Source organism: Acinetobacter sp. CIP 101934 (genome assembly GCF_000369585.1).
GTDB lineage: Bacteria > Pseudomonadota > Gammaproteobacteria > Pseudomonadales > Moraxellaceae > Acinetobacter > Acinetobacter schindleri.
Window position 1 is genome coordinate 575,034 of the sequence record NZ_KB850094.1, and the last position, 25,429, is coordinate 600,462.

A 25,429-nucleotide genomic window follows, 5' to 3' on the forward strand; every position below is an offset into this window, starting at 1 on the left:
AAAACGCAGCTCAGGCTGCGTTTTTTTGTGTCTGCTGAATTAACAGGTTCGGCCGGTATATTTCACTGCTTGTGCAATATTGTCCTTGAGTTCAAAAACAATTTTACATTGCAGGTTTACATCATAGCCACGCGATGGACTATGTGTCACCGGAATGGGTACTGTTCCAGTACCGGCAACCGGATGCTGAGCAACAGAGAGTGGAAGTGCAACGGGACGCTGCACGATATAGACCAGTTGCCCGGCTGAAATTACAGGTTCATTTACCTGCTGGTAGCCGAGTTTGCTTAAATCCAGATTGGCATAAATGGTTTGGCTAGACTGTCCAATATACTGCTGTAAATAAGCGTCACGTTCGGCTTGAGACAGGGTAGGCATATGCATACATGCAGACAATAACAGAAGCATACCTGGTAACACGAGTTTCATTTGGCGAAATGCAGATAACATATTCTGACTCCTACAAAAGCCATTGCTGTTATTGTAGCGAGTAGAAAACGAGCTTATTGTTGTAATTTGACACACGGTAGAGAGAAGTATCCTGATAAATTGGATTTCTCATTAAATCCCATACAGGTTTCAAACTTCACTGGACACAGTTTAACAAGCTTTACCAGTATAACGAATGTCCTGAACAATTTCATCTTTCAAGTCAAACCAGATTTGGCATTTCATCTTAATGTTATAACCTCCATTCGAAGGCATTGGAATTGGTGCACCAGGGGAGATACTTTGACTAATATTAGGTGTACCCATCGGAATATTCACATCCCGGAAAATAGTATAACTGAGAAAGTCTGCTGTCTGAATGGGGTGCTGGGAGGTTTTAAATCCCATTGCACGAAGATCAAGTTGGCTGTGAACCTGTGCGGCAGTTTGACCGATATAGGGCTGTAGAGAATGATGCAGATGCTGATTGCTGCCTGTAGCACATGCAACAAGAGACAAGCTGGAAAGCAGAGTCAAATATTTCATATTCATTGTTTTTATAAATATTGTTTTAATTAAATTGAATAGTCTTGTAATTCTCAGGCTATGTCAAATTGTTTTATTTATTGGTAAATAATGAATAATTAAAGTCACAAAAAAAGCCACCCTGATCAGTGGCTTTTTTTACTGACGCTAAATCTTAGCGTGCACGATAAGTGATACGACCCTTAGTTAAGTCGTAAGGAGTCATCTCCACTTTTACACTGTCGCCAGTCAAAATACGGATATAGTGTTTACGCATTTTACCAGAGATATGAGCAATCACTTCGTGACCGTTTTCTAAACGTACACGGAACATAGTATTAGGAAGCGTCTCGGTGACAACGCCTTCGAACTCGATGAGTTCCTCTTTATTGGCCATAGCCTACCTAAAAGAATAAATTAGAAAGGCGCAAATTATAGTCAATTTTTTCGTATAACACAAGGCATAGCAGGCTTTAGACTGATCATCTGAAAGTAAAATAAGCGAAGCATCAGTACAAATATTTTAACTAAAAAACTGCTTGTTGATGTTGTCAGTTTGGTCAATCACAGTTAATCTAAAAAATATCTTTTTAGGTATAAATGAAGCACATACAAGGAAGGTTTTTGAGTGGGTCAGCTAACAGATGCATCGGTTGTACTGCGATTAGGCTACCAGGCGATACGTCGTGCGGGTTTGCCAACCGAAGAATTGCTTACTAAAGCAGGAGTTGCCTTAAACCAGGTTGAAGCCAATGACCGTACCCCGTTGAGTGCACAGTATGCATTCTGGGTCGCGGCAGAAGAGGTCAGCAAGGACCCTGATATCGGCTTACATTTGGGTGAACACCTGCCACTTTACCGTGGTCAGGTCATTGAGCATTTGTTTATTTCATCAGAAAATTTTGGTGAAGGGCTAAAACGTGCCTTAGCTTACCAGCGCCTCATCAGTGATGCCTTCCATGCGCAACTGGTCGTGGAAGATGACCGCTGTTATTTGACCAATGGTGAACAGCTTTTTGCCGAAAACATCGTCAATCGTCATTTCACTGAATGTGCCATGTCTGGTGTACTGCGTTTCTTTAAGTTTATTACCGAAGGGCGTTTTGAACCGATTTATATCGACTTCAATTTTTCTAAAGGCGCAACTGATGATGAATACTTCCGTGTCTATGAATGCCCAGTAAGTCTGGGACAGAAAGAAACACGTCTTTATTTTGATTCAAGTATTCTTGAATATCCGCTTTGGCAGGCAGAACCAGAATTACTCCAGCTGCATGAGCAGTTAGCAATTGAAAAGCTGCAAGAGCTGGCACGTTATGATCTGGTGGGTGAAGTGCGCCGTGCCATTGGCTCAACCTTGGAAAGTGGGGAAACCACGCTAGAAACAGTCGCTGCCCAGCTGAATATTACTCCCCGCCGTTTGCGTACTCAGCTGAGTGAAGCCAATACCAGTTTCCAGCAGATCCTTTCGGATTATCGTTGCCGTCTGGCTAAACGCTTACTGGCAGGCACCAGTGAAAGTGTAGAGCGGATTGTTTATCTGACCGGTTTTTCTGAACCAAGTACCTTCTATCGTGCTTTTAAACGTTGGACCAATGAAACGCCAGTGGAATATAGAAAGCGCAAGCAGCGTTAAATCCCTCCTAACCTCCCTTTAAAAAAGGGAGGAATTTCCTCTCTTTCCAGAAGGGGGGAGAGGAGGTAAATTAATAAAAAAGGATTTAATTATTCTGGCATGTTTAACCAATGTGGTCCCAAGGGCACTTTCGGTAAATTAAATTGCTCAGGATAATGTGCCTGAATAAAGTAGAGTCCATCTGATGGTGCTGTCACACCTGCCGCTTTACGGTCTTCTGCAGCAAAGATGGCATCAATCTGATCGATGTCATACATGCCCTGACCAATTTCCAGCAAACAGCCCATGATATTGCGCACCATATGATGCAGGAAACCATCAGCCTGAATATCCAGGACCAGATAGTGACCATGACGAATTAGGCGACAGTGATGCACATGGCGTACAGGTTGATTGGATTGACAGGCAGAGGCACGGAAACTTTCGAAATTATGTGTGCCTTCAAACTTTGTCGCAGCTTCAATCATCTTGTCGACATCTAAATCGTAATGGATATGGGTGACCTGTTTATGCAATAACGCAGAACGCACAGGATGATTGTAGACTACATAACGATAACGACGGGCTTGGGCTTTAAAACGGGCATGGAAATCCATGTCCATTTCCTGAATCCACTGAATTGCAATATCTTTAGGAAGCTGACTATTACAGCCGCGTAACCAGCCATATTCGGAACGATCAGCAGAGGTATCGAAGTGAGCAACCATATTGGTGGCATGCACGCCGGCATCAGTTCGACCTGCACCATGCAGGATAATAGTTTCATTGGCGACTTTAGACAGAACCTTTTCAATCGTTTCCTGCACGCTTGCTACGCCGGGCTGTTGGGTTTGCCAACCTCTGTAGTGTGCTCCACTAAATTCAATACCAACTGCAAAACGCTGCATATTCACCTCAAGATTCAACTAATCAGACCAATGGTGATGCCATTGCTCCACGCTGTCGTATTGTAAATACATTTTCAGGGCTTTTGCATATAGATCGGCATGGCCATAGGCATCATTGAGTAAAATCCGGCAGTCCTGTACCCATTCAGCAATAGCATAGCGTTGGTCTGTGCTCCCGAAAGGTACTTGTGTAGTCAAAACTACAGCACAGCCAGCATTATAGAAATCATCAAAAAGCTGAATGAGATCAGGATTAACTGCGAGATTTCCTGTGCCAAAACCTTGCAGAATCAGGAAATTTGGAGGTGAAGCCAATAATTGCTTAAGGTTATGAAGTTGCTGATCTAGCCCAACCGGCTGCATCATTATACTCAGACAATTAAATTGCTGTGCTTTAATTAAATCTTTTGCAGTAATGGTATGTGTATATAGTTGCGGTGGAATTTTTACTTCTGCATCTATGCCAGCAAAGGCCTTGAGTTCAGTAGTATGTTGCTTTAACGCTGTTCTGCCATGAACCAGTTCCTGGTTAAATGCCAGATAAACGCCCATCTCGACCTGCTGTACAGAATCTAGAGCAAAGCATAGGTTGTCCAAAGCATCACTGAATTCGCGTGGCTGCTTGCCAGCTGCATTTAATAATGGGTACTGGCTACCGGTTAAAACAACATAGGCAGATTGCCCTAAAAGATGCGCCAGCACGGCACAGGCATAGCTCATGGTATCTGTACCATGAATGATAACAAAGCGCTGATAATCCTGAGCCTGCAGTTGCTGAATAAATTGAATCAAGGCTAGCCAATCAGGAGCAGTACATGCACTGCTGTCCTTAATTACAGGGGCGCAGAAGCACTCTACCGAATGCGTGTCTTCATGCAATAAGTCTTTTAGTTTTATAAAAAAAGATTCGGCAGGCATAGGAGCAAGTGGATCACCAACGCATCCAAACGTACCTCCTATATAAATCAATGCAATATTTTTCATCATAAAAAAAGCAGCCATAGTGACTGCTTTAGTGTAGAACGAATTTACTTAAGAAGCGATTCGATTCAGTAATTGATCAACATGGGTACGTTGTTGTGGACTGTAGTCCGCTTCCTTTTCTGTCAGGATTTCACGTGCGGCATCATAGGCACCCAATTGAATATACTGCTCTGCCAATTCCAGATTTAATACTACTTCATCCGTTTCCGTTAATTCAGGGAATGATTGAACCAGTGGATCATTTTGATGAGCAGTTGAAGTAACGGGCGAAGATGGAATATCAAAACTGATTGCAGCACTGGCTGATTTTTCAGGAACGGCATCCAGTTTAAAGTCCAATTCTGAGACAGCAGGGACTGCTGGAATTATAGGTTCATGTGTAGTTAAACCTGATAAATCAAATTCTGGTACTGCGATTTCTGGCTGAGTTTCTGTGGTTGACGTTGTATCTGCCGAGAAAGAAAAATCAAGAGGTTGAACTGATTCTGCAGTAGGTACTGCTGTCACTTCTGGTTTTTCTGAGCTGCCTAAGTCAAGCTTAAAATCCATAACCGGTGCGGCAGTTCTAGGCTCGGCAGCAGATGCAATTTCAGTTTCAGCTTTTGTTGAGCTATCTAAGTCAAAGCTAAAGTTTAGTGCAGATGGGGCAGTATCCGATGTTGTCGTCGGTGTAGGCTTAGATACAGGAGCGTCAGAGAAGTTAAACTCTAAACCTGTAGCTCCTGGCAGATCCTGGGCTGCATCACTTGCCGGTTTAGTTAGAGTGGGCTCAAAATTAAATTCTAGCGGCTGGATATCATTCTGTGATGGCGCCGGCTCAAATACAGCTTTTTGAGGCTTATTTTCTTGTTGCAGTTCATCAAAAGCAAGATCATTAACTACTAGGCTGTGGGTTGGGGATAGCTCTTCAAAGGCAGCAGTGTTGTCTACAGGTGCTGCCTCAGTTACTGATGAGCCAGCGCTTAACTGGGTAGAAGGGAAACCCAGTGTATCCTTGGTCGGCGTAGCTGTATTTTCAAACTCTGCCTTTTTCGCTTCTGCCTGCGCAAGAATATTATCCAAACCGAGTGAACGGACATGCGTGATTAACTGGGAAATGGCAAATTCATCTTTCTGCTGAATATGGATATCAAGGAGCAACAGATACAGTTCATGCTGGCGGTTGTCTTTTTTGAGCGCCTGATTGATTTGTGCTTCAGCGGCAAAGAAATTTCCTTCATTGATCAGACGTTCAATTTTCTTGCGCAGATCTGCTGAAAGAGCAATAGCTTCTTGGGGGTTCGCTGCAACTTCTTCAACCACCCGGGTTTTTGCTGGGGTAGCCCGTGCTGAACTGGTGGTTTTTCTCGCTTTCGCTGTAGTTGCCTTTGGTTTATCTGACCCTTGAGCATCCTGACGTTTTTTGACTACGATCAGAACGATGATCAATAAAATTAATGGAATCACATAAATCAGCATGATAAGTACCCCTTAGAGATAGAGGGCTCCATATATCCACTCATCCCTGTAAATCAATGTATGTAATGATTAGTTAATTGGCTTTTTTATCTGCCTGTTGTGCTTTCAACTGCTGTTGCAGTCGGGCAAGACGGGCATTTAATAATTGAATTCTCTGATCCTTCTGATTAAGCGCCAATTCTAATTCAGTTACGTTTCTCTGTAATTTAACGGTTTTTTCTCGAACTGTCATAACTTTTAATGATAACTCTTTCGAAGTTTGACGGTCTAATGTGTTTTGATTTGCAGAAAGTTGCTCAGATTCTTGCTGGTTCTCAGCAACCAGACTCATTTCAGCCTGATTTAAACGATATTTGGTACTGCCTTTAGCCTTGTTCTGAACTTGTGCAAGCTCAGATGTCTTGACGGTAATTGGCTGTTGTTGTGCGGGCGCAATATGCAAATTCAGTGCCGCACCACGCTTCAGACGATTCGCATCTCCGCCAATAAAGGCGTGTTCATTATTTTTTTTAATTTGCTGCATGACTTCACCGACACCGCGGTTTTGTTCCTGAGCAATACGTGCAGCAATTTTCCAGAGAGATTCATTGGATTGAACCACATAACTTGCTTTTGCAGTAGATGTCGGACTCGCTTGAGGGGAATGTTGCACTGGAGCCGGAGCTGCTCGAGGCGGTTTTTTAGGAGTGGCTTGCTTCTGTTTTGCGACTTGTTCTTCGGTATATTTTTTAACTAATGGGTCGCTGGAATTGGATTGTGGCGCAGCAGCAGGATAGGTTGCCACTGGCTTTTGATTTTGTACTTTTTGAGCTGGTATATCTTGATTCTGCTGTGCAACAGGCGCTGCTGAAGCAGCTTGTGCTATCTGAGTTTTTGCTTGAGCTGTGGTAGTGACTGGATTTTTTTGCAGACTATTTGAGGCTAGAGGCTTTTGTTGAATAGCTGGCATTGCCGGTTCAGCGATTGGTGGTGTCAAAGTACTTGTGACTGGACGCGTATTCACAGCTGTAATAGCTTCCTCAACCTTGGCTGGAGCCTGAACAGCGGGAGTCGTTATCGATGTTGTCTGAGGGATAGAGTTTGGTGATAATGGTGGTGGAGCAAGACGCTGTACAGCCAATGGTTTTTCCAGAGCCTTGGTACTCGCTGCTGCAGTCTTGTATTGCGTACTGACAGGTAAATTTAAACCAATTTCATTTTCATTCACCACCACGACTGGGGTTAATGTTCGTTCATTCGCGCTGATTGAAGCTTTTAGCAGATCTGTCTTGGGTTTGAGTGTGGTCTTGATATGTTGTAAGCGTGCTGCATTGCCTTCTTTAACCTTAACTACAAAATTCAGATCATTTTGAGTGATTGGGCGTGAAGAGGTAATAGTAATCACACCTGTTCCATTGCTACTACGACGGGTAAAAAAATTAAGATGACCGGGAGGTTGATGCGTAGTGCCCAGCGTCATTAAATCTTCTGGCGTAGCTAAACTCACTTCAATCGGTATATTGATATCTGACTGACGGAAATTCATTTCCGCATAGAGTAATTCCCCGGGTGCCGATTGAACCTGAACTGGCTCAACCGTGATTGCAAAAACAGGCTGTGCCATCATCATGGTTAAAGTAGCAATTTTAAATTTTTTATATACAGTCATCTTCATTCTAGGCTCAGCATCGGTCATATTATAGGCAATATGACTCGATGATTGGGATGTCTATGTTTGTTCAACTATTTTCTTGATAGTGACACAAAAAAGCCGATCAATAAAGATCGGCTTTTAGATTGATTATAACGCGCTTAATTAAGCATTTTTATAATCGATCAGAATGCGTAACATACGGCGTAAAGGCTCAGCAGCGCCCCAAAGTAACTGGTCGCCTACAGTGAATGCGCCCAAGTATTCTTTACCCATGTTCATTTTACGCAGACGGCCGACTGGAACAGTTAATGTACCGGTTACTGCGACAGGCGTCAGATCAGTCATTGATGCTTCACGTGTATTTGGTACCACTTTTGCCCATTGGCTAGACTGACGAATCATATCTTCGATTTCATTCAAAGGTACGTCACGTTTTAGCTTCAAGGTAATTGCCTGAGAGTGACAGCGCATGGCACCGATACGTACACAGTGACCATCGATTGGAACGATCTGCTGGTTGCCCAGGATCTTGTTGGTTTCAACCTGACCTTTCCATTCTTCTTTCGACTGGCCGCTTTCTAGCTGCTTGTCGATATATGGAATCAGAGAACCAGCTAGCGGTACACCAAAGTTTGCAGACGGGAAGCCTTCACCACGTTGTAATTTAGCAATTTTAGAATCGATGTCCAAAATTGGAGAGCGTGGATCATCGAGTAGGTCTTTAGTATTGTTATACAGGTAACCCATGCCTGTGATCAGCTCACGCATGTTTTGTGCACCTGCACCAGATGCCGCCTGATAGGTCATCGAAGTTGCCCATTCCACCAGGTTATTCTGGAAGAGAGAACCTAGGCCCATCAGCATCAGGGAAACCGTACAGTTACCGCCAACGAAAGTTTTAGTACCTTTCACTAGGCCATCTTTGATCACGTTCAGGTTAACCGGGTCAAGTACGATGATTGCTTCATCATCCATACGCAGGGTAGACGCAGCGTCAATCCAGTAACCATTCCAGCCTGCAGCTTTCAGCTTAGGGAAAACCGCAGTGGTATAATCGCCACCTTGGCAGGTAATAATGACATCCATTTGCTTCAGACGATCAATGTCTGTCGCATCCATAAGTGCTGGGGCAGTTTTACCACCAAATGCCGGTGCTTCACCACCTGCATTACTGGTAGAGAAATAGAATGGCTCAAAATGAGCAAAATCATTCTCTTCAACCATACGTTGCATTAGGACGGAACCAACCATCCCGCGCCAACCGACCAGACCTACTTTCATGTCACTTTGCCTCGGTGCGTTAAAAAATTAAAGGGGGTTCGAGTGTACCAAAAAGGGACTCAACTGCAATAGCTACACAATAGAAACATCAATAATATTGAGCGAAATATCTTGTTTATGTTACATACAAAATTGATAACGCAGATTTTCTTCTAGAAAAAATAACAACATAGTAAAAGAGTTACTTTATGATTTTGTTTATTCAGATATTGTCAGTGCTGGTCATCTGGCTCAGTTTCTGGTCCCTGATTCCTCGTGATGAATGGTGGATCCGTGGCGCCGATTTCCCGCGACTACAAATTCTGATCATTGGCTTCATTGCACTAGGGCTTTATATATTCTGGGAGCATTCCTGGACCTTGATAGACCAAAGTATTTTTGTAGGACTAGTCGCGGCACAAGCCTACCAGTTGAAGATGGTCTTGCCTTATACCTTTATCTGGAAGAAACAGGTGAAGAAGGTCAAACGGCAGCAACTGGATCCAAGCAAACAAATTTCTTTACTGGTTTCTAACGTGTTAATGACCAATGAAAAATATCATCTATTACTCGAACAGATTCAACGTTTAACTCCAGATCTGGTACTGACGCTGGAAACCAATTCAGAATGGCAGAAACAACTCTCAATGATTGAAGCGGACTATCCGTACCGTGTACCTGTGCCTTTAGATAACCTTTATGGGATGCATCTCTACAGTAAATTAAAACTCAGTGACACCGAAGTGAAATTTATTTTGAGTAATGAAATTCCTTCAATTCATACCACAGTCACTTTACGTTCTGGCCATCCGGTTCAGTTATATTGCCTTCATCCGAAACCGCCAAGTCCGACTGAAGCCAAGGACTCGAAACTGCGTGATGCTGAATTGCTGATTGTTGGAGATCAAATCAAGGATCTCGATGAAAGCTGTATTGTGATGGGCGATCTGAATGATGTCGCCTGGTCACGTACTACACGTTTGTTTCAGCGTATTAGTGGCTTGCTCGACCCGCGTGTCGGGCGCCGTTATGTGAATACCTTTCATGCCGATTATCCGATGTTCCGCTGGTCACTTGACCATGTCTTTCACAGTACCGACTTTGCTTTAGTCCATATGGAGCGTTTGCCACATGTGGGCTCGGATCATTTTCCGGTGTTTGTGGTACTACAAACCGGGCGAGTCTTTGATCATGTACAAGAAGAACTGGAACAGACTGAAGAAGATGAGCAACAGGCTCAGGAAGCTATACAAGAAGGTATTGAAAAAGCTGAGAAAGAAGAAAAAATAGTCACGGATGAAATTGCTCAAACCTACAAAAATGGTTCAAAAGTGTGATGGATTTATCGGAAAAGTGTACGAAATGGCTTACACAGATTGGGGTCTTAAACGATATTTATTCCTCGATGATTCCAATATTCTGCTTATATCAGCACAGGGAGTCGAGAAGGGAATTTCTCATAAGGAAGACGAAGCTGAATGAAGACATCATGGATATGATGATGAAATGGAAATCACAAAAAACCAAGAATTAAAATGTTGAAAGCACAACCTCATTAACCCGGGTTTTTACAGGATGTAGAGCCCGGGTTAAACTATTTTAGAGCTTTAATTTTATTTTTTATTTAATTGATTATTAAAACAATTTATAGAGTTGAAATAATTTCTGAAAAACGTGTATGCAGTTTATTATTTCTGACAGTGACTCAGCTCAGGAATTTGAAATATTTGAACTCTATCATGCCAATCGATGGTCAGCAGCTAAAAAAACCGTAACTGCTTTTAGAAGCCTTGAACCATTCTCATAGTCTTGTGACTGCCGGTATGAATGGTTGACTGGTTGGACTCGGTAATGCCATTTCTGATGGCTAACTGGTGATGTATTTTCCCATTTACTGGTTCATTCAGAATTACAAGGGTAGGGCATTGGTCGCCGAATTATGCAGGCCATGCTAGAGCGTTATTCAGGATTTCATCAAAAAATTTTAGTTGCTGACCAGCATGCTACCGGCTTTTATCAAGCTTTAGGCTTTAGTCGTGCCGGACAGACTGAAGCCATGTGGATTTATCAGGGAACAAATCATTAATCCATGATGAAAGAGCTCGAGAACTCAATAAATCGAATCATAACCCTGTGGGCGGGTCTTAAAACGGCGATGGAACCACATATATTGCGTTGGGGCGATCCGTAACTGGCGTTCAATAATCTGGTTCACGCGAGTGGCATCATCCAGTTCATCTGCGCTTGGCAGGTTTTCAACGGGTGGCTCAATCAGGACATGATATTTTGGATTTTTGATATCGCCGTGACGGTAGAAATACAGTGGGATCGCAGCGGCTTTGGTCATTTTTAATAAACGACGATGTGCGGTCACGGTTGCAGCAGGAACGCCAAAAAATGGTGCCATTACGCCTTGTTTTAAACCGAAATCCTGATCCGGGCTGTACCAGATCGCATGTCCATTTTTCAGATTACGCACCAGACCACGCATATCATCATGGTCAATCTGGTTGGCATAAATTGTGGCACGGCAGCGATAAATCAGCATATCCAGCAAGGGGTTATTCTGCGGACGATAGACGACATCCGGTTCAAAATATTGGGCACACAGGTAGCCGCCAGCATCCAGCAGGGTAGAGTGCATACCGAGTAATAATGCACCTTTTCCTTCAGCTTGTGCTTGCTGGATATATTCCAGACCTTCAATAGTTACACGGCCTTTAAACCATTTTGGCGTGTACCAGGCATTTAAGGTTTCAAACACACCGAGCATCTGGTCAATAAAGACCTGACGGGAATTTTTCTGCACTTCTTGCGCAGACCATTCTGGAAAACACACTTCCAGATTGCGCACTGTAGTTTCACGGCGAGATTTGAGATATTTAAAACTTAAGCTACCCAGTAAAGAAGCCAGACGGTACTGAATCGCCCAAGGTAAAATCGCCAGAATCATCAGGAATACAATGCCAATCCATATGCCCCAATACTGGGGAGACAGGAAGGCCCACTGAAATTCACCGGGTTGGTAATCTGGCTTTTTACTCATAATCTGCTATTTAAACCTCAAGATATCTGCAGTGTAGCAGAAGAGCTTTTTGAAACAAAAAAGTGAAAATAAAAAAAGCATCTGTACGAATACAGATGCTTGGCATTGGAGAAATAGAAAACTTAACCTTTGGTCATATTTTCCAGTTCATCCCAGCGTTCCATTTTTTCCAGCAAAATCTCGTCAATTTCACCTAGACGTTCAGATGCCTTGGTCGCTGCTGCTGCATCTTTCACAAACCATGAGCCATCTGCCAGTTTGTCAGAAAGTTCAGCCTGTTCACTTTCCAGTGCTTCGATTTCTGCAGGCAATTGTTCAAGTTCACGTTGATCTTTGTAGCTGAGTTTCACCTTTTTCGGTGCAGGAGCAGCGGCAGCCGCTGCGGCTTCAGCTTTGGCTGCGGCTTTTTTAACGGCAGATTTTTGATCGACTGCTGTCTGGTTCGGACGCTGTTCTAAATAATCCTGATAACCACCGATATATTCATCGATATTGCCTTTACCATCAAATACCCAGGTTGAGGTCACGACGTTGTCCATAAAGGCACGGTCATGCGAGATCAGCAGTAATGTGCCTTTATAGCCACTTAACATTTCTTCTAATAGTTCAAGGGTCACCATATCCAGATCATTGGTTGGTTCGTCCATCACAATCAGGTTTGATGGTTTAAGCAACAGTTTTGCCAGCAAAATACGGTTACGTTCACCACCAGACAGCGCTTTTACTGGTGTACGGGCACGTTCAGGCGAGAACAGGAAATCTTGTAAATAGCTATAGATATGACGACGACTGCCATTGATATCGACATGGTCAGAACCTTCAGCGACGTTATCTTTTACCGATTTTTCCAGATCCAGTACGTTACGTAACTGGTCAAAATAAGCCACTTCAAGCTGTGTACCAGTTTTCACTGTACCGCCATGCTCAAGCTGGCCTAAAATCGCTTTAATCAGTGTGGTTTTACCAACACCGTTATCACCGACTAAACCAATACGGTCGCCACGCATTACCAGTGCCGAGAAGTCATTAATAATTGGTGCATTGTCACCAAATTTCACGCTGAGATGTTCAATCTCAAATACGACTTTACCAGAACGGCTCGCATCCTGAGTTGCCATGCTCACTTTACCTTGTTGTGAGCGGCGTGCTTTTGATTCTTCGCGTAATGCTTTAAGCGCACGGACACGACCTTCATTACGAGTACGACGCGCTTTAATTCCTTGGCGAATCCATACCTCCTCTTCAGCAAGACGCTTGTCAAACAGCGCATTCTGCTTTTCTTCGGCTTCCATCTGCTGTGCTTTAAGCTCGAGATAACGTGAATAGTTACCTTCGTAGCTACGCAATGTACCACGATCCAGTTCAACAATACGGGTTGCAATGCTGTCTACAAATGAACGGTCATGCGAAATAAACAGAAGCGTTAAATTATTTTGATCGAGCAGGAATTTCTCTAACCATTCAATACTTTCCACGTCCAGATGGTTGGTCGGTTCATCAAGTAACAGAACGTCTGGTTGGGTCAGCAGGGCACGAGCCAGCAGCACACGACGCTTACGGCCACCGGATAAATCGGCAAGGTCTGCATCCGGATCCAGGCCCATTTTACTCAGGATAGAGTTCACCTTGGTTTCTAAAGCCCAGCCATCCAGCTGATCCATCTTGTGCTGCAATGAACCCATGCGGTCACAAGCTTCCATATCACCCAGTACGCAGGCTTCGCTGGCTTCATGATAAGCACGTAGAACTTCTGATGCTTCACCTGCGCCATCCGCCACGATATCGGCGACTTTGCCTGAATCCATCGGCACGTCTTGGGCCAACATGGAAATTGTGATGCCATTTTGTAAGGAAACTTCACCACTGTCAGGTAACAGGCTTCCTTCAATCAGTTTAAGTAAGGTAGACTTACCTTCACCATTACGGCCAATCAAACACACTCGTTCACCGCGTTCTAAATTAAAGTTAGCGCCGTCGAGCAGTGCAGGTCCGCCAAACGCGAGTTGGACGTCCCTTAGGGTAATATATGCCATAATGGTTTCCTGAAATCCTATGATGAGGACTTAAAATGACTAAACAACAAAATCTAAATGAACAGGCGTCATTTTCCGCACCCATTGAAGATTTGCAAGTCCGAATTGCATTTTTGGACGATTTAGTTGAACAGTTGAATCAGCAGGTGACCAGGCAGAATCTGGAAATCATCAATCTTCAGAAGCAAATGACACTGTTATATCAACGTGTTGAGTCGGCAGATTTGTCCGAAGGCATTGCAGAATTCGACCCGATTATTGATCGACCACCGCATTATTAATTATGTAATTGGTCATGTAGAAAACCCTCGATTGTGAGGGTTTTCGCTTTAATGGGTCTATGCTTTGTTTCAGCAGGGTAATCCTAGTCAGTAAAACTAGCCATGCTTAAAATAATTTGACCTTTTTCACGCTTGCCCCTCTAATAGCGCTTCCAGGTTTTGTTCAGATTGGTGTTCCATGTCACAGAAAGTTGTTTTACTCGATCTTGAAAATAATTTCCCGACCGCCACTCTATTACGTGAAATCACCAAGCATTATCCAATCTTGTACCTGTTTAGCTGTGCCGGCAAGTTTGAATTTGAACTGGAAGACCTGACCGAACTGGCAGGCTGGATCGCCAGTGGGCAAGTGGTCATTCTGGACATTCCTGAAGCTGAACACCGTGAATATGAATATGCGGTCATTGTCGGACAGCTGATGGCACTGCTGGAACCGGACACGCATGTGGAACTGATTTCAGCCATGGACAGCAGTGAAATGCTGATGCAAATGCTGATTGCATCTGACATTAGTTGTAGCCTGATTCAGGTACAGGCAGAACCGGAACAGGATAAAAAAGCCAATCCTAAATTCAATATCCCAAGTCTCGACACGATTCAGCAGAAACCCGCTTTACAACTGGTGAAAAAATATTGTGATGCACTGGCGAAAATGCCAGGCAAGCCAACCACACTGGAAAGCCTGAAAAATTCTGTGGCAAATATTCTGCAAGTACTGCCAGGCAAAGCACAGCATGTAGTCGGAATGCTGATTAACTTCAAGATTGTAAAACGCTATGAGGATCAGATTGCCTTCCGTAAAAAGGTATTAAAGCAATGGTCACAACTGGATCTGTCTGCTGCACCAACTACATCGCTTGATCTGAGTCAGGCCATTGCTGAATTGACCCCGGAAGAGCCAGAAAAAGTCATTGAAGAACAATCTGCCATTCAGTCTGCACAACAGGGATTGTTCAAAAACTTTGACCGCATTGATCCGGTACAAATGGAAGTGGCACGCAAGCTGCGTGAACTGCAAGGTGACAAGCCTAAAGATATTTATGAATTGCGAGATTTACTGGAACAGTTATTTCCAAAATCCGATGTGCGTTTATTGCTGAAGGAACTGCTGGAGAAAGGCTATATTTACTGGAATGGTCATGAAGTTCTCTACAGCCATGAGATGTTCCTGAATTAATTTTGTCGCGCAAACTTGCGTTTTATATTGAGCTTATGCAACTCTAATAATAGAACATAAAGGTTGAGCTATGGAAAATACAGGAATCTGGGTTGCTGTCGTCATCATTGTATTTGTACTGGGATCTATTTTTGGTCTGCGTGTCAGCCCACGAGAAAGAGCTTTGGGCATGATGCGTGAGAAAGCCCGCAAGATGGGATTACACCCACGTCTGGTTGTGGCTCCTGACTGGACCAAAGTGCCGATGGCCACTGAAAAGCGTGCCAGTATGGTGGCTTATTATAGTGTGCTGATACCAGACGCACGTTTGCCACTGATGCGTGCCCGTGTGGTCGATCAAAAGCTTGAGCTGGTACAAGGCGATGACAAATTTAAAGATTTTCCCATTGCATTAAAAGGCATTTATGCTATTGATATGCAGGCAAACTGTGTTGGACTGTATTGGGATGAAGAAGCTGATCTAAAAGCGGCCCAGCTCGATGACATCAAGGCACTATTACATTCCTTGGCTGAACTTTAATTTTTTAGAATATACAGGATTAACGGTTAATTATGGCGAACGCTCCTCGGTCCACATCAAAAAGCAGCACAGCGAAGTCTTCCGACGCTGGAAATAAGCGTGCCTTAGTGATTGTGGAGTCGCCTGCAAAAGCGAAAACAATCAACAAATACCTCGGTTCGAACTACATTGTGAAATCATCTGTCGGTCACGTACGTGATTTACCGACAGGCGGCTCTGCCAAAAGTACAGAGAAAAAACCAGCAACGCGAACCAAGCTGACTGAAGCAGAAAAAGCGGAAAAATCACAGCAGGCGTTGATTAACCGTATGGGCGTAGACCCGGAACACGACTGGAAAGCTAAATACGAAGTCCTGCCTGGCAAAGAGCATGTGGTTGCTGAACTGAAAAAACTGGCCTCGCAAGTTGATGAAGTCTACCTGGCAACGGATTTGGACCGTGAAGGGGAAGCGATTGCCTGGCACTTAAAAGAGGTGATCGGCGGTGATGATTCTCGTTACCAGCGTGTGGTCTTCAACGAAATTACCAAAAATGCCATTCAGGAAGCATTCAAGCATCCAACCCGTCTGGATACCAACAAAGTCAATGCTCAACAGGCACGCCGGTTCCTGGACCGTGTCGTGGGCTTTATGATCTCGCCATTGCTGTGGGAAAAAATTGCCCGTGGTTTGTCGGCAGGCCGTGTGCAATCCGTTGCAGTAAAACTGGTGGTTGAGCGTGAACGTGAAATCCGTGCCTTTATTCCTGAAGAATACTGGCAAGTATTTGCTGATACCAAAGCGAAAAAAGATGACATTCGCCTGGAAGCAGTGAAGCAAAATGGTAAGACCTTAAAGCTGCACAATAAAGCTGAAACTGATGCTTTGTTGAACCTGATCAAAGATGCCGAATACAAGGTGATGAGCCGTGAGGATAAACCAACCAAGGTCAATCCAAGCGCGCCGTATATCACTTCAACGCTACAGCAGGCAGCCAGCACACGTTTAGGCTTCTCTGTGAAGAAAACCATGATGCTGGCACAGCGTCTGTATGAAGCGGGCTTTATTACCTATATGCGTACTGACTCTACGTTCTTGAGCGATGATGCAGTCAATATGGTACGTGGTCACATCGAATCTGAATTTGGTGAAAAATATTTACCAGCCAAGCCAAACCGTTATGGTAATAAAGCCGGTGCGCAGGAAGCCCACGAAGCAATTCGTCCTTCAACTGTTGGCTTAAAAGGTGATAGCCTGGTTGGTGTGGAACGAGATGCACAGCGTTTGTATGACCTGATCTGGCGTCAGTTTGTTGCCTGTCAGATGACACCTGCTGAATATTTATCTTCTACGATTTTAGTCGATGCCAATGGTGTGGAGCTGAAGGCCAAAGGCCGTACTCTGGTATTTGATGGTTTCACCAAAGTTCGTGGTGCCAACAAGGCAGATGACGATATTTTATTGCCAGCTGTCAAAGTGGGTGAAGTCCTCAAGCTAGAGAAACTTGATCCTTCTCAACATTTCACTAAACCACCTGCACGCTTCACTGAAGCCTCCTTGGTAAAAGAACTTGAAAAACGTGGTATTGGCCGTCCTTCGACCTATGCCGCGATTATCTCGACCATTCAGGATCGTGGTTATGTGAAACTGGATAACCGTCGCCTGTTTGCTGAAAAAATGGGTGAGATCGTTACTGATCGTCTGGATGAAAGTTTCAACAACCTGATGAACTATGCTTTTACAGCAGATCTTGAAGGTCAGCTGGATAAGGTGGCAGATGGTGAACGGAACTGGAAAGATCTTTTAGACAGCTTCTACGGTGACTTTAAGAAGCGTTTGACCAATGCACAGGGTGAGAGCGGTATGCGCCGTAACCAGCCGGTAGAAGTCAATGCCGTGCACTGTAAAGAATGCGACCGTCCGATGCAGATCCGTACCGGAACCACAGGTGTATTCTTGGGTTGTTCAGGTTATAACCTGCCGCCTAAAGAGCGTTGTAAAGGTACACTGAACTTGACCCCAGTTGAGTCTTTGGCTGCACTTTCTGACGATGATGCCGCTGAAACTGCTGATCTGATGTCGAAAAAACGTTGTCCGATCTGCTCAACTGCGATGGATAGCTATGTCATTGATGGCGGTCGTAAACTGCATATCTGTGGTAACAACCCGGACTGTGCCGGTTTTGAACTGGAAGAAGGTGAGTTCAAGATCAAGGGCTATGATGGCCCAACCATTCCATGTGACAAATGTGATGGCGAAATGCAGCTGAAGACTGGCCGTTTTGGTCCTTATTTTGCCTGCACCAGCTGTGAAAATACCCGTAAGGTTTTGAAAAATGGTCAGCCTGCGCCACCGCGTGTTGATCCAATCAAGATGGAACACTTACGCTCAACCAAGCATGATGACTTCTTTGTCCTGCGTGATGGTGCCGCAGGTCTGTTCCTGGCAGCGAGCAAATTCCCTAAAGTACGTGAAACCCGTGCACCGAAGGTGGCGGAACTACGTACCGTTGCAGAGCAGCTGGATCCGAAGTATCAGTTTATCTTGCAGGCGCCAGATGTAGATCCTGAAGGGAATCCAACCTTGGTGAAGTTCAGCCGTAAGAACCAGTCGCAATATATTGGTTCAGAAACACCTGAAGGTAAGCAAACCAAATGGTCGCTGGTCTACCAGGATGGAAAATGGGTTGAAGCCTAAAAGCTAAAAGTAAAAAATGCCGACATCAGTCGGCATTTTTTATGGCAGAATAAATTTTAGAAATTTGATTAATAATAAAATTTGGGGAAGGTGTGGATATTCAAACAAAAAAATTCGCAGTGCTCATTGATGCGGATAATTCATCGATTAATGCAATCGCATCAGTATTAGAAGAAGTTGCTAAATACGGTATTGCCAGTGTTAAACGTGTTTATGGAGATTGGAGCAGTGAAACCTTAAAAAATTGGCGCGATGTTTTACTTCCACATGCAATTACACCTGTACAGCAATTTGCCTATACCAAAGGTAAAGACGCAACAGACATGATCCTGATTATTGATGCTATGGACTTACTTTATGCAGGAGCATTAGATGGGTTCTGTATTGTATCCAGTGATAGTGATTTCACGCCCTTAGCTTCACGTATTCGTGAAAATGGTCTCACTGTCTATGGTTTTGGCAAAAAAGCTACACCTGAAGCATTCAAAAAAGCATGTGATAAGTTTATTTATGTTGAAAACTTAATTGTAGATAGTGAAATTAAAAATAATGAGGATAGTGAAGAAACAGACTTAACCGATAAAAAAGTTTCGGATATTAGCAAGACAAGTGGACAAAAAACCATATCTGCCCAAAAGGAAATTCAGTTACCTGAAGGGATGGACCGAGCCACACTTAATTTAATTTATAAAGCTGTAAAAGATAATGCAGATGAAAATGGTTGGGCCAATTTAAGTATGGTTGGGCAATACATAAGTGCGGTAAAACCTGATTTTGACTCTCGTAATTATGGTCGTGCCAAACTTTCTGGATTAATCAAGACTTTAAATCTTTTTGAAACTAAAATTGAAATGAGCCAGATGTTTCTTAGAAAAATAAAAAAACAGAGTGCTTAAAGCATGTGGAAAAAAATCCGAATCCTGATTCTGCTACTGATCTTATTTATGGTCGCAGTCAATGCCTATCGTGACCAAAACCAGGACTGGTCCAAGCCTATTTTTGTTTTGTTGCATCCAATTAATGCTGATGGTTCAGCAGCTACCCAACAATATATTCAGCAGCTCTCGGCTCAGGATTTAAATGGAGCACAAGAATATCTGGAAAAGGCTGCGCAGCAGTATCGTGATCAACCAACCTACTTCTATTTTAATCTTGGACGTGAACTGAAAGAAATACCGCCTAAAGTTCCTGAGCAGGCCTCAGTTATAGATACCATTGTCTGGAGCCTGAAATTCCGTTTCTATGCCTGGCAACAGCAGCAAAGTTCAGATCCTTCGGCCAATGTGATCTTATATTTAAACTACTATGATCCAGCACAGCATAAAGTGTTAAAGCATTCAACAGCTTTACAAAAAGGCCGGATTGGATCAGTGAACCTGTTCGCTTCCAGGAAACAGACTGAACAAAACAAGATTGTCCTTGTACATGAGCTATTACATGCCTTTGGAGCCAGCGATAAATATGATCTGGCGACCGGTCAGCCGATGTATCCTGTGGGATATGCATTTCCAGATCAGCAACCTTTGTTTCCGCAAGCCAAAGCAGAACTGATGGCAGGACATATTCCAACCTCTCAAACGTCAAGTAAAATGCCAGAATCTTTAAGCCAGACTCTAATTAATGAGATCACTGCGATTGAATTGGGTTGGAAACACTGATGTGGATAATGCTGAATTTACCCAGAACTTTAGTCGTGCTTGTAAATAAATTTGATACTGGCTTATGAGCTTATAGATAGACTGAAACTGCTAACCATAAAATATTAATAATTGAGAAGAATATGCATACTTTTGTCCTGGCACCCGATTCCTTTAAGGAAAGTATGTCAGCCGAGCAAGCGTGCCAAGCTATGCAACGCGGTGTTCTACAGGTCTTTCCTGATGCATGCTGTATTGCTGTGCCTATGGCAGATGGTGGTGAGGGAACAGTAGAGGCCTTGCTGCGCTCCTTGGATGGTCAAGGTATTACCTGTATGGTGACTGGGCCTTTAGTGACTCAGCAAGTGTCTACTTATTTTGCCATAGTCGATTATGGTCGAACGGCCGTCCTTGAAATGGCCAAAGCCAATGGCATACATTTGCTCGCAGCAGAACAACGTAACCCGATGCTGACCTCAACCTATGGCACAGGAGAGATGATCAAACAAGCATTAGATCGCGGTATTGAAAAAATCATTATTGGACTTGGTGGTAGTGTCACCAATGACGGCGGTGCCGGGATGGCACAGGCATTGGGTGTCCAGTTTTTCAATAGTACAGGTGAAGCGATTCAGGTCTGCGGCGGTAATCTAGATCAGATTAATCAAATAGATATTTCCCAGTTAGATGCTCGTTTGAAAAACACCGAAATTCTAATCGCTTCTGATGTCAATAATCCACTGTGTGGACCGAATGGCGCTTCGGCAATCTTTGGGCCGCAGAAGGGAGCAACTCCGGAAATGGTGCAGCAACTGGATCGTAATCTCAACCATTATGCTAATCTGGTCGAAGCAAGTTTAGGTATTTCTATAAAGAATGTAGCAGGCTCGGGTGCAGCGGGTGGTTTGGGTTTTGGCCTTATGGCATTTGCGGATGCCAAGTTGCAATCCGGTGTGGAATTGATTATTGAGCAAAGCCGATTAGCCGAAAAAATTGCTCAAGCGGATTATGTACTGACTGGTGAAGGCAAGATTGACAGCCAAACGGCCTTAGGCAAAACACCGTTTGGCGTTGCTCAGGTCGCACAGCAGTTCAATAAACCGGTGTTAGCTTTTGCTGGTCTGGTGGGTGAAGGAATTGAGTCTTTATTTGATGCCGGCTTTAGTCAGATTGTGGGAATTAATCCACCAGATTGTAGCTTGGAAGAAGCATTAAAAAATGGGGAAGTGAATCTGGAAAAAGCAGTGTCCAAAACTATTAAAAATATTTTGGAACCGAGGACTTAGTTTTCTCTTGCAAGATAGTCATTGCTGCAAAAGCTTTACATAATGGTAGATAATAATGCGTAAGCAGATCTTACTTTTCCTGGATGAGAGGCACTGCTTCGCAAGGTAACGAAAATCCTTTACTGGATTGAGGGGATATCCCTATACCCCAATCCAGCAGACGGCATCCATGCCGTCGACCCTATAGCAAATCTAGAGATAAAATTGGGTGCTGTTTTAGCGCGGATGAAAAGCCATAATTATAAGAGTGATCTGTTAAACTACACGCATCCACAGAATGATGAGTGATCATGAGTTTAGCCACCCTAATAGATGAACTGAACCCCCAACAAAAACAAGCTGCGACGACTGAAGCAAAGCACAGTTTGGTCTTGGCTGGGGCGGGCTGTGGCAAAACTAAAACCATCGTCGCACGTGCAGCTTATCTGATCGATCAGGGCGTACCCGCCAATCAGATTCAGATTTTGACTTTTACCCGTCGTGCAGCCAGTGAAATTGTCGCGCGTGTAGAATTGGCTTTGGGGGAGGAGGCCAAAGGTCTGCGGGCATCGACTTTCCATACCTTCTGTATGTATCTGCTGCGCCGGATTCCCAAAGCATTTGGACTGGAGCAGTTTTCGATTATTGATCGTGATGATCAGTTGATGATGTTCCGTCTGATTCGCGGACGCGATGACAAGAAAAACCCGAATTACCTACCCAAGCCACAAGAGTTGTGTGACCTGTATTCCTTTGCACGCAATACCCGTCAGAAGCTGAGTCTGGCGCTGGAAAAACAGATGCCGGAATATCTGGCGCTGAAAGACCAGATTGCTGACATCATGAAAGAATACGAAACACGTAAAAAGGCACGTAGTTTCCTGGACTATGACGATATTCTGGCGGTGGTCGCGAGTGCATTGGCACAATCAGAAGGACTGGTGGATTATGTTGCTTCAATCTGCCGTCATATGCTGGTCGATGAGATGCAGGACACCAATCCATTGCAATGGGCCTTGCTAGAACCACTCAAAGATCATATCAGTCTGTTCTGTGTTGGAGATGATGCACAGTCAATTTATGGCTTCCGTGGTGCGGACTTTGAAAATATTCACCATTTCAAAGAGCGTGTGCCTGATGCACAGATTTTTAAACTGGAAAAAAATTACCGCTCGACTCAGGAAATTCTAGACCTGTCCAACTGGCTGCTGGATCAATCCGAAATTAAATATGACAAGCGGCTGGATGCACATCGGGGTGAAGGCATTAAGCCAAAAATGCATATCTTCCCGAATGAGTTTGATGAAGCCAAATGGATCGCGATTGATATTAAAGAGCGCCATTATCTGCAAGGCAGCAAATGGTCCGATCATATGGTGCTGGTACGTTCCAGTTATGCAGCGCGACATATTGAAGCAGCTTGTATCGCGGCCAATGTTCCGTATCGATTCATCGGCGGGATGAAACTGTTAGAAACTGCACATGTAAAAGATCTGCTCAGTCTGTTGCGTGTGGTGGCCAATCCGCTGGATGATATCGCCTGGATGCGGTTTTTAACGTTGTGGAATGGTGTGGGTGATGTCGGAGCGAGTAAGCTGTCACAGCAACTTTTAGCTGAGCCAGAGATGGATATCATTGCCGACAAGCTGGAAAAATTTGGCAAGATCCCCCTAGAAACCATTCTGATTATGAAGCAAATGGCGGTACTCAAAACCGAAGTACAGGCCTGTGTGGGTCTGGCAGTCCAGGCCATTGAAGCGCAACTGGCCGAGAACTATAAAAAGGACTGGAATCGCCGTCAGGGGGATTTTGAATTGGTTAAACAGTTAGCTTCCAAACATGCTCAAGTGAGTGAGTTTCTGGAAGAATATGTGCTCGATCCGGTCTCTATTTCTGAAATTGAAAGACAGTCAGATCTTGATGTGGTGACCTTAATCACCATCCATTCTGCCAAAGGCACAGAGCAGAAAGTCTGTTATGTGGCGAATGTGACACCGGGACAGTACCCTCATGCGCGCGCGCAAGGTGATTTTGATGATGTCGAAGAAGAACGCCGGGTGCTGTATGTGGCGTTGACCCGTGCGCAGAATGAGTTGATTTTGACAAAACAGAATCTGAATCACTGGGCACGCGAAACAGTGGATGAGCAGGGCCGTAAAGTCGAAAGTTATTTTATGAATGACCTAACTCGGCAGCTGTGTACTACGGAAACCCATTACAAGACCCGTCAGCAAACCGTGAAAAGTGCCTTAATCGAGCGCCAGTCGATTAATTTAGATTTTGGCATTGATCTCGATTAAACTAGACAGATATTGTTGTATGCAAAAAGTAGAGTAGGCGAGTGCTTTTTGATGTTTTTTGCCTATCTTCTTAAGGTTATCAAATGAAAATTTTAGTTCGTAACTTGGAACGTACTGTGACAGAGGCTGAGTTACTGGAATTGTTCAAGCAATATGGCACAGTGGATACTTGTACACTGGTGCTGGATGCTGAAACTGGTAAGTCTAAAGGCTTTGCCTTTGTAGAAATGCCGCATGGCCGTGAAGCAGTTAAAGCGATCAAAGGTCTGAATACCTTGCGCTTACATGGTACAGGCATTCGTGTGAAACAGGCTGAAGAAAAGCCACAGGCGTAAATAGAAAAAGGAGCAGATAATGCCATTGCTGTCCCACAATTTTTCACAAGAGGAAGCTCATTTGAGCTTCCTCTTGTTTTATGGGTATTTTATCGGGTGAAAATAAAGCTTTTAAAGTTCTTCTTTCAAACAAATTCACCTGAATTATTCTGAGTAAACGTTGAACTGTCCAACCCGTTTTTCCTAAATGTTGAGCGAAACTCACCAATAAATAGGCGATCATCGCAATCCAGATTTGTGTCTGAATTGCGTTCCTGCTGCGGCCTAGAAACGCTTTTAATTTGAGATTCTGCTTAATCGCCTTAAAGAACAGCTCAACTTTCCAACGATCTTTATAAATCGCCGCAATGGTGGAGGCGGCTAAATGAAAGTTATTGCTGAGAAAACTAAAGTGCTTGCCACTTTGCTGATCTCTATATTCAATTCTTCTTAACACTGGGGCTTTTCTTTTTAGGGCATGTGCGCTATTCAGCTGAATGGTTTCATCTTTTAGAATACCTTTGGATTCAAGCACTGGATGTTGCTGGATCACCTGATACACAGATTTAGGCCTAAAACGTGTGACAAATCCAATGTTTTGAGCAGTCAGATTTGCATACCATTGGTAATCGACATAGCCTTTATCAAAAACTACAATGCTGCCAGCAGGAAACTGGAATTTGCGGCCTTGTACCATGTCATTTTCTTTGCCATTTTCAACTGCAACAAACTCAGGAATATCATTGCTGTGATTCAATCCTATGCTGAGTTTCATGCTGGCTTTTGAGTCGTGAACTTTGGCCCATTCACATAAGGAAAGCGACAGGTCAATATGACTGGCATCCAAGGAATACAAGGGATTCTTAAAGCGAAATTTATGAGCTACTTTTGAGTGTTCATAGTATTTAAGCAACTTGTAAAATAGCTGTTGATATAAGGCAGCAGGCTGCTGCTCATTGATTCGTGCCAGCGTGCTTCGGGGAATAGACTTTGCTCCGAGATGACTTAGCTTTTCCTGTTGGCACTCCAAATTGGATTGAATATCTCTCAGACTTTGCCTACAAGAGAATTGAGACATCAATATGGCAATAAACTGATCCCACCGGGAAGCCGCTCTAAATTTCTGTCCAACATGGTGTACTTTAGCAAGTTGTTCAAAATCCTGTCGCACAACAGGTTTAATTAGCTCATGAAATACGGTATTCTGATGTGACAAAACCTGAATCCTGGTCGTTAAAGTGTTTGTTTGCACTCATATTTTAACTGTTAGGACTCAGGTTTTTTTATTTAAAGCAAACTATGGGACAGCAGTGCAGATAATGCTCCTTTTTTATGGAAATAACTTTTTTGAATGACCAAATAGTTAGAG

General features: G+C 43.8%; 23 protein-coding genes. 12 read left to right on the forward strand and 11 right to left on the reverse strand.

The genetic code is table 11. The features are described 5' to 3' along the window. Nucleotides 1-39: 39 nt before the first annotated feature. The 3 genes from F899_RS03190 to infA form a co-directional block, all read right to left on the reverse strand. Entirely contained in the window at nucleotides 40-450 is a 411-nt protein-coding gene (locus F899_RS03190) for a hypothetical protein (RefSeq protein WP_004813325.1), read from the reverse strand. A gap of 150 nt (nucleotides 451-600) precedes the next feature. After that, on the reverse strand, nucleotides 601-981 hold the full coding sequence (locus F899_RS03195) for a hypothetical protein (RefSeq protein ID WP_004813323.1): 381 nt from the start codon (nucleotides 979-981) through the stop codon (nucleotides 601-603). A 148-nt stretch (nucleotides 982-1,129) separates the two neighbouring features. Next, on the reverse strand, nucleotides 1,130-1,351 hold the full coding sequence (gene infA, locus F899_RS03200) for a translation initiation factor IF-1 (RefSeq protein ID WP_001284370.1): 222 nt from the start codon (nucleotides 1,349-1,351) through the stop codon (nucleotides 1,130-1,132). Between the two features lie 231 nt (nucleotides 1,352-1,582). On the opposite strand from infA, the gene F899_RS03205 reads away from it, so the two are divergent. After that, complete coding sequence (locus F899_RS03205; protein ID WP_004813317.1) at nucleotides 1,583-2,590, forward strand: AraC family transcriptional regulator; 1,008 nt, start codon at nucleotides 1,583-1,585, stop codon at nucleotides 2,588-2,590. 89 nt (nucleotides 2,591-2,679) lie between these two features. Here the strand turns inward: F899_RS03205 and truA are convergent, their stop codons facing one another. The 5 genes from truA to asd all read right to left on the reverse strand — a co-directional run bounded on the left by truA (nucleotide 2,680) and on the right by asd (nucleotide 8,833). After that, complete coding sequence (gene truA, locus F899_RS03210; protein WP_004813314.1) at nucleotides 2,680-3,477, reverse strand: tRNA pseudouridine(38-40) synthase TruA; 798 nt, start codon at nucleotides 3,475-3,477, stop codon at nucleotides 2,680-2,682. Nucleotides 3,478-3,495: 18 nt separating this feature from the next. Next, on the reverse strand, nucleotides 3,496-4,479 hold the full coding sequence (locus tag F899_RS03215; RefSeq protein ID WP_004813312.1) for an asparaginase domain-containing protein: 984 nt from the start codon (nucleotides 4,477-4,479) through the stop codon (nucleotides 3,496-3,498). A 30-nt stretch (nucleotides 4,480-4,509) separates the two neighbouring features. After that, nucleotides 4,510-5,919: a hypothetical protein gene (locus tag F899_RS03220; RefSeq protein WP_004813307.1), complete on the reverse strand. Its 1,410-nt coding sequence runs from the start codon at nucleotides 5,917-5,919 to the stop codon at nucleotides 4,510-4,512. A gap of 73 nt (nucleotides 5,920-5,992) precedes the next feature. Beyond that, nucleotides 5,993-7,573: a FimV/HubP-related protein gene (locus F899_RS03225; RefSeq protein WP_004813304.1), complete on the reverse strand. Its 1,581-nt coding sequence runs from the start codon at nucleotides 7,571-7,573 to the stop codon at nucleotides 5,993-5,995. A 141-nt stretch (nucleotides 7,574-7,714) separates the two neighbouring features. Further along, nucleotides 7,715-8,833 carry an aspartate-semialdehyde dehydrogenase gene (gene asd, locus F899_RS03230; protein WP_004813302.1) on the reverse strand — a complete coding sequence of 373 codons (1,119 nt, stop codon included), beginning with the start codon at nucleotides 8,831-8,833 and terminating at the stop codon, nucleotides 7,715-7,717. Between the two features lie 188 nt (nucleotides 8,834-9,021). Between asd and F899_RS03235 the strand changes: the two genes are divergently transcribed. Beyond that, nucleotides 9,022-10,149, forward strand: coding sequence for an endonuclease/exonuclease/phosphatase family protein (locus tag F899_RS03235; RefSeq protein ID WP_004890320.1), 1,128 nt, complete (start codon nucleotides 9,022-9,024; stop codon nucleotides 10,147-10,149). A gap of 602 nt (nucleotides 10,150-10,751) precedes the next feature. Further along, entirely contained in the window at nucleotides 10,752-10,898 is a 147-nt protein-coding gene (locus F899_RS15770) for a GNAT family N-acetyltransferase (protein WP_017401508.1), read from the forward strand. 24 nt (nucleotides 10,899-10,922) lie between these two features. Here the strand turns inward: F899_RS15770 and F899_RS03250 are convergent, their stop codons facing one another. After that, entirely contained in the window at nucleotides 10,923-11,858 is a 936-nt protein-coding gene (locus tag F899_RS03250) for an LpxL/LpxP family acyltransferase (RefSeq protein ID WP_005220836.1), read from the reverse strand. Between the two features lie 122 nt (nucleotides 11,859-11,980). Further along, complete coding sequence (locus F899_RS03255; protein ID WP_005220838.1) at nucleotides 11,981-13,891, reverse strand: ATP-binding cassette domain-containing protein; 1,911 nt, start codon at nucleotides 13,889-13,891, stop codon at nucleotides 11,981-11,983. A gap of 35 nt (nucleotides 13,892-13,926) precedes the next feature. Here F899_RS03255 and F899_RS03260 point away from each other — a divergent pair, with 35 nt between their 5' ends. The 9 genes from F899_RS03260 to F899_RS03300 all read left to right on the forward strand — a co-directional run bounded on the left by F899_RS03260 (nucleotide 13,927) and on the right by F899_RS03300 (nucleotide 24,081). Then, a complete protein-coding gene (locus F899_RS03260; protein WP_004813295.1) occupies nucleotides 13,927-14,172 on the forward strand; it encodes a SlyX family protein in 246 nt (81 codons plus the stop codon). A gap of 178 nt (nucleotides 14,173-14,350) precedes the next feature. Further along, the gene (locus tag F899_RS03265; protein ID WP_005220840.1) at nucleotides 14,351-15,349 is read left to right on the forward strand and encodes a hypothetical protein; all 999 of its coding nucleotides are present in this window, start codon (nucleotides 14,351-14,353) and stop codon (nucleotides 15,347-15,349) included. 70 nt (nucleotides 15,350-15,419) lie between these two features. Beyond that, nucleotides 15,420-15,869 carry an ammonium transporter gene (locus F899_RS03270; protein WP_004813293.1) on the forward strand — a complete coding sequence of 150 codons (450 nt, stop codon included), beginning with the start codon at nucleotides 15,420-15,422 and terminating at the stop codon, nucleotides 15,867-15,869. 32 nt (nucleotides 15,870-15,901) lie between these two features. After that, nucleotides 15,902-18,544 carry a type I DNA topoisomerase gene (gene topA / locus F899_RS03275; protein WP_005220842.1) on the forward strand — a complete coding sequence of 881 codons (2,643 nt, stop codon included), beginning with the start codon at nucleotides 15,902-15,904 and terminating at the stop codon, nucleotides 18,542-18,544. A gap of 92 nt (nucleotides 18,545-18,636) precedes the next feature. Next, nucleotides 18,637-19,440, forward strand: coding sequence for an NYN domain-containing protein (locus F899_RS03280; protein ID WP_005220844.1), 804 nt, complete (start codon nucleotides 18,637-18,639; stop codon nucleotides 19,438-19,440). A 3-nt stretch (nucleotides 19,441-19,443) separates the two neighbouring features. Beyond that, nucleotides 19,444-20,202, forward strand: coding sequence for a hypothetical protein (locus F899_RS03285; RefSeq protein ID WP_005220851.1), 759 nt, complete (start codon nucleotides 19,444-19,446; stop codon nucleotides 20,200-20,202). Nucleotides 20,203-20,324: 122 nt separating this feature from the next. Then, nucleotides 20,325-21,467, forward strand: a complete 1,143-nt coding sequence (locus F899_RS03290; protein ID WP_004813285.1) for a glycerate kinase family protein — start codon at nucleotides 20,325-20,327, stop codon at nucleotides 21,465-21,467. Between the two features lie 290 nt (nucleotides 21,468-21,757). Then, the gene (locus F899_RS03295) at nucleotides 21,758-23,746 is read left to right on the forward strand and encodes an ATP-dependent helicase (RefSeq protein ID WP_005220854.1); all 1,989 of its coding nucleotides are present in this window, start codon (nucleotides 21,758-21,760) and stop codon (nucleotides 23,744-23,746) included. A gap of 83 nt (nucleotides 23,747-23,829) precedes the next feature. Then, nucleotides 23,830-24,081 (forward strand): RNA recognition motif domain-containing protein, encoded by a 252-nt coding sequence (locus F899_RS03300; protein WP_004890294.1) that lies wholly within the window; start codon nucleotides 23,830-23,832, stop codon nucleotides 24,079-24,081. Between the two features lie 43 nt (nucleotides 24,082-24,124). Here the strand turns inward: F899_RS03300 and F899_RS03305 are convergent, their stop codons facing one another. Continuing rightward, nucleotides 24,125-25,276 (reverse strand): IS4-like element ISAbe18 family transposase, encoded by a 1,152-nt coding sequence (locus F899_RS03305; protein WP_004646736.1) that lies wholly within the window; start codon nucleotides 25,274-25,276, stop codon nucleotides 24,125-24,127. Nucleotides 25,277-25,429: the final 153 nt, after the last annotated feature.

Coding starts and splice junctions, on each gene's coding strand:
- F899_RS03215 (WP_004813312.1), bottom strand. CDS start 4,479: ATGGCTGCTTTTTTTATGATGAAAAATATTGCATTGATTTATATAGGA.
- F899_RS03250 (WP_005220836.1), bottom strand. CDS start 11,858: ATGAGTAAAAAGCCAGATTACCAACCCGGTGAATTTCAGTGGGCCTTC.
- F899_RS03225 (WP_004813304.1), bottom strand. CDS start 7,573: ATGAAGATGACTGTATATAAAAAATTTAAAATTGCTACTTTAACCATG.
- F899_RS03255 (WP_005220838.1), bottom strand. CDS start 13,891: ATGGCATATATTACCCTAAGGGACGTCCAACTCGCGTTTGGCGGACCT.
- F899_RS03235 (WP_004890320.1), top strand. CDS start 9,022: ATGATTTTGTTTATTCAGATATTGTCAGTGCTGGTCATCTGGCTCAGT.
- F899_RS15770 (WP_017401508.1), top strand. CDS start 10,752: ATGCAGGCCATGCTAGAGCGTTATTCAGGATTTCATCAAAAAATTTTA.
- infA (WP_001284370.1), bottom strand. CDS start 1,351: ATGGCCAATAAAGAGGAACTCATCGAGTTCGAAGGCGTTGTCACCGAG.
- asd (WP_004813302.1), bottom strand. CDS start 8,833: ATGAAAGTAGGTCTGGTCGGTTGGCGCGGGATGGTTGGTTCCGTCCTA.
- F899_RS03300 (WP_004890294.1), top strand. CDS start 23,830: ATGAAAATTTTAGTTCGTAACTTGGAACGTACTGTGACAGAGGCTGAG.
- F899_RS03285 (WP_005220851.1), top strand. CDS start 19,444: ATGTGGAAAAAAATCCGAATCCTGATTCTGCTACTGATCTTATTTATG.
- topA (WP_005220842.1), top strand. CDS start 15,902: ATGGCGAACGCTCCTCGGTCCACATCAAAAAGCAGCACAGCGAAGTCT.
- F899_RS03220 (WP_004813307.1), bottom strand. CDS start 5,919: ATGCTGATTTATGTGATTCCATTAATTTTATTGATCATCGTTCTGATC.
- truA (WP_004813314.1), bottom strand. CDS start 3,477: ATGCAGCGTTTTGCAGTTGGTATTGAATTTAGTGGAGCACACTACAGA.
- F899_RS03190 (WP_004813325.1), bottom strand. CDS start 450: ATGTTATCTGCATTTCGCCAAATGAAACTCGTGTTACCAGGTATGCTT.
- F899_RS03290 (WP_004813285.1), top strand. CDS start 20,325: ATGCATACTTTTGTCCTGGCACCCGATTCCTTTAAGGAAAGTATGTCA.
- F899_RS03270 (WP_004813293.1), top strand. CDS start 15,420: ATGGAAAATACAGGAATCTGGGTTGCTGTCGTCATCATTGTATTTGTA.
- F899_RS03195 (WP_004813323.1), bottom strand. CDS start 981: ATGAATATGAAATATTTGACTCTGCTTTCCAGCTTGTCTCTTGTTGCA.
- F899_RS03295 (WP_005220854.1), top strand. CDS start 21,758: ATGAGTTTAGCCACCCTAATAGATGAACTGAACCCCCAACAAAAACAA.
- F899_RS03260 (WP_004813295.1), top strand. CDS start 13,927: ATGACTAAACAACAAAATCTAAATGAACAGGCGTCATTTTCCGCACCC.
- F899_RS03265 (WP_005220840.1), top strand. CDS start 14,351: ATGTCACAGAAAGTTGTTTTACTCGATCTTGAAAATAATTTCCCGACC.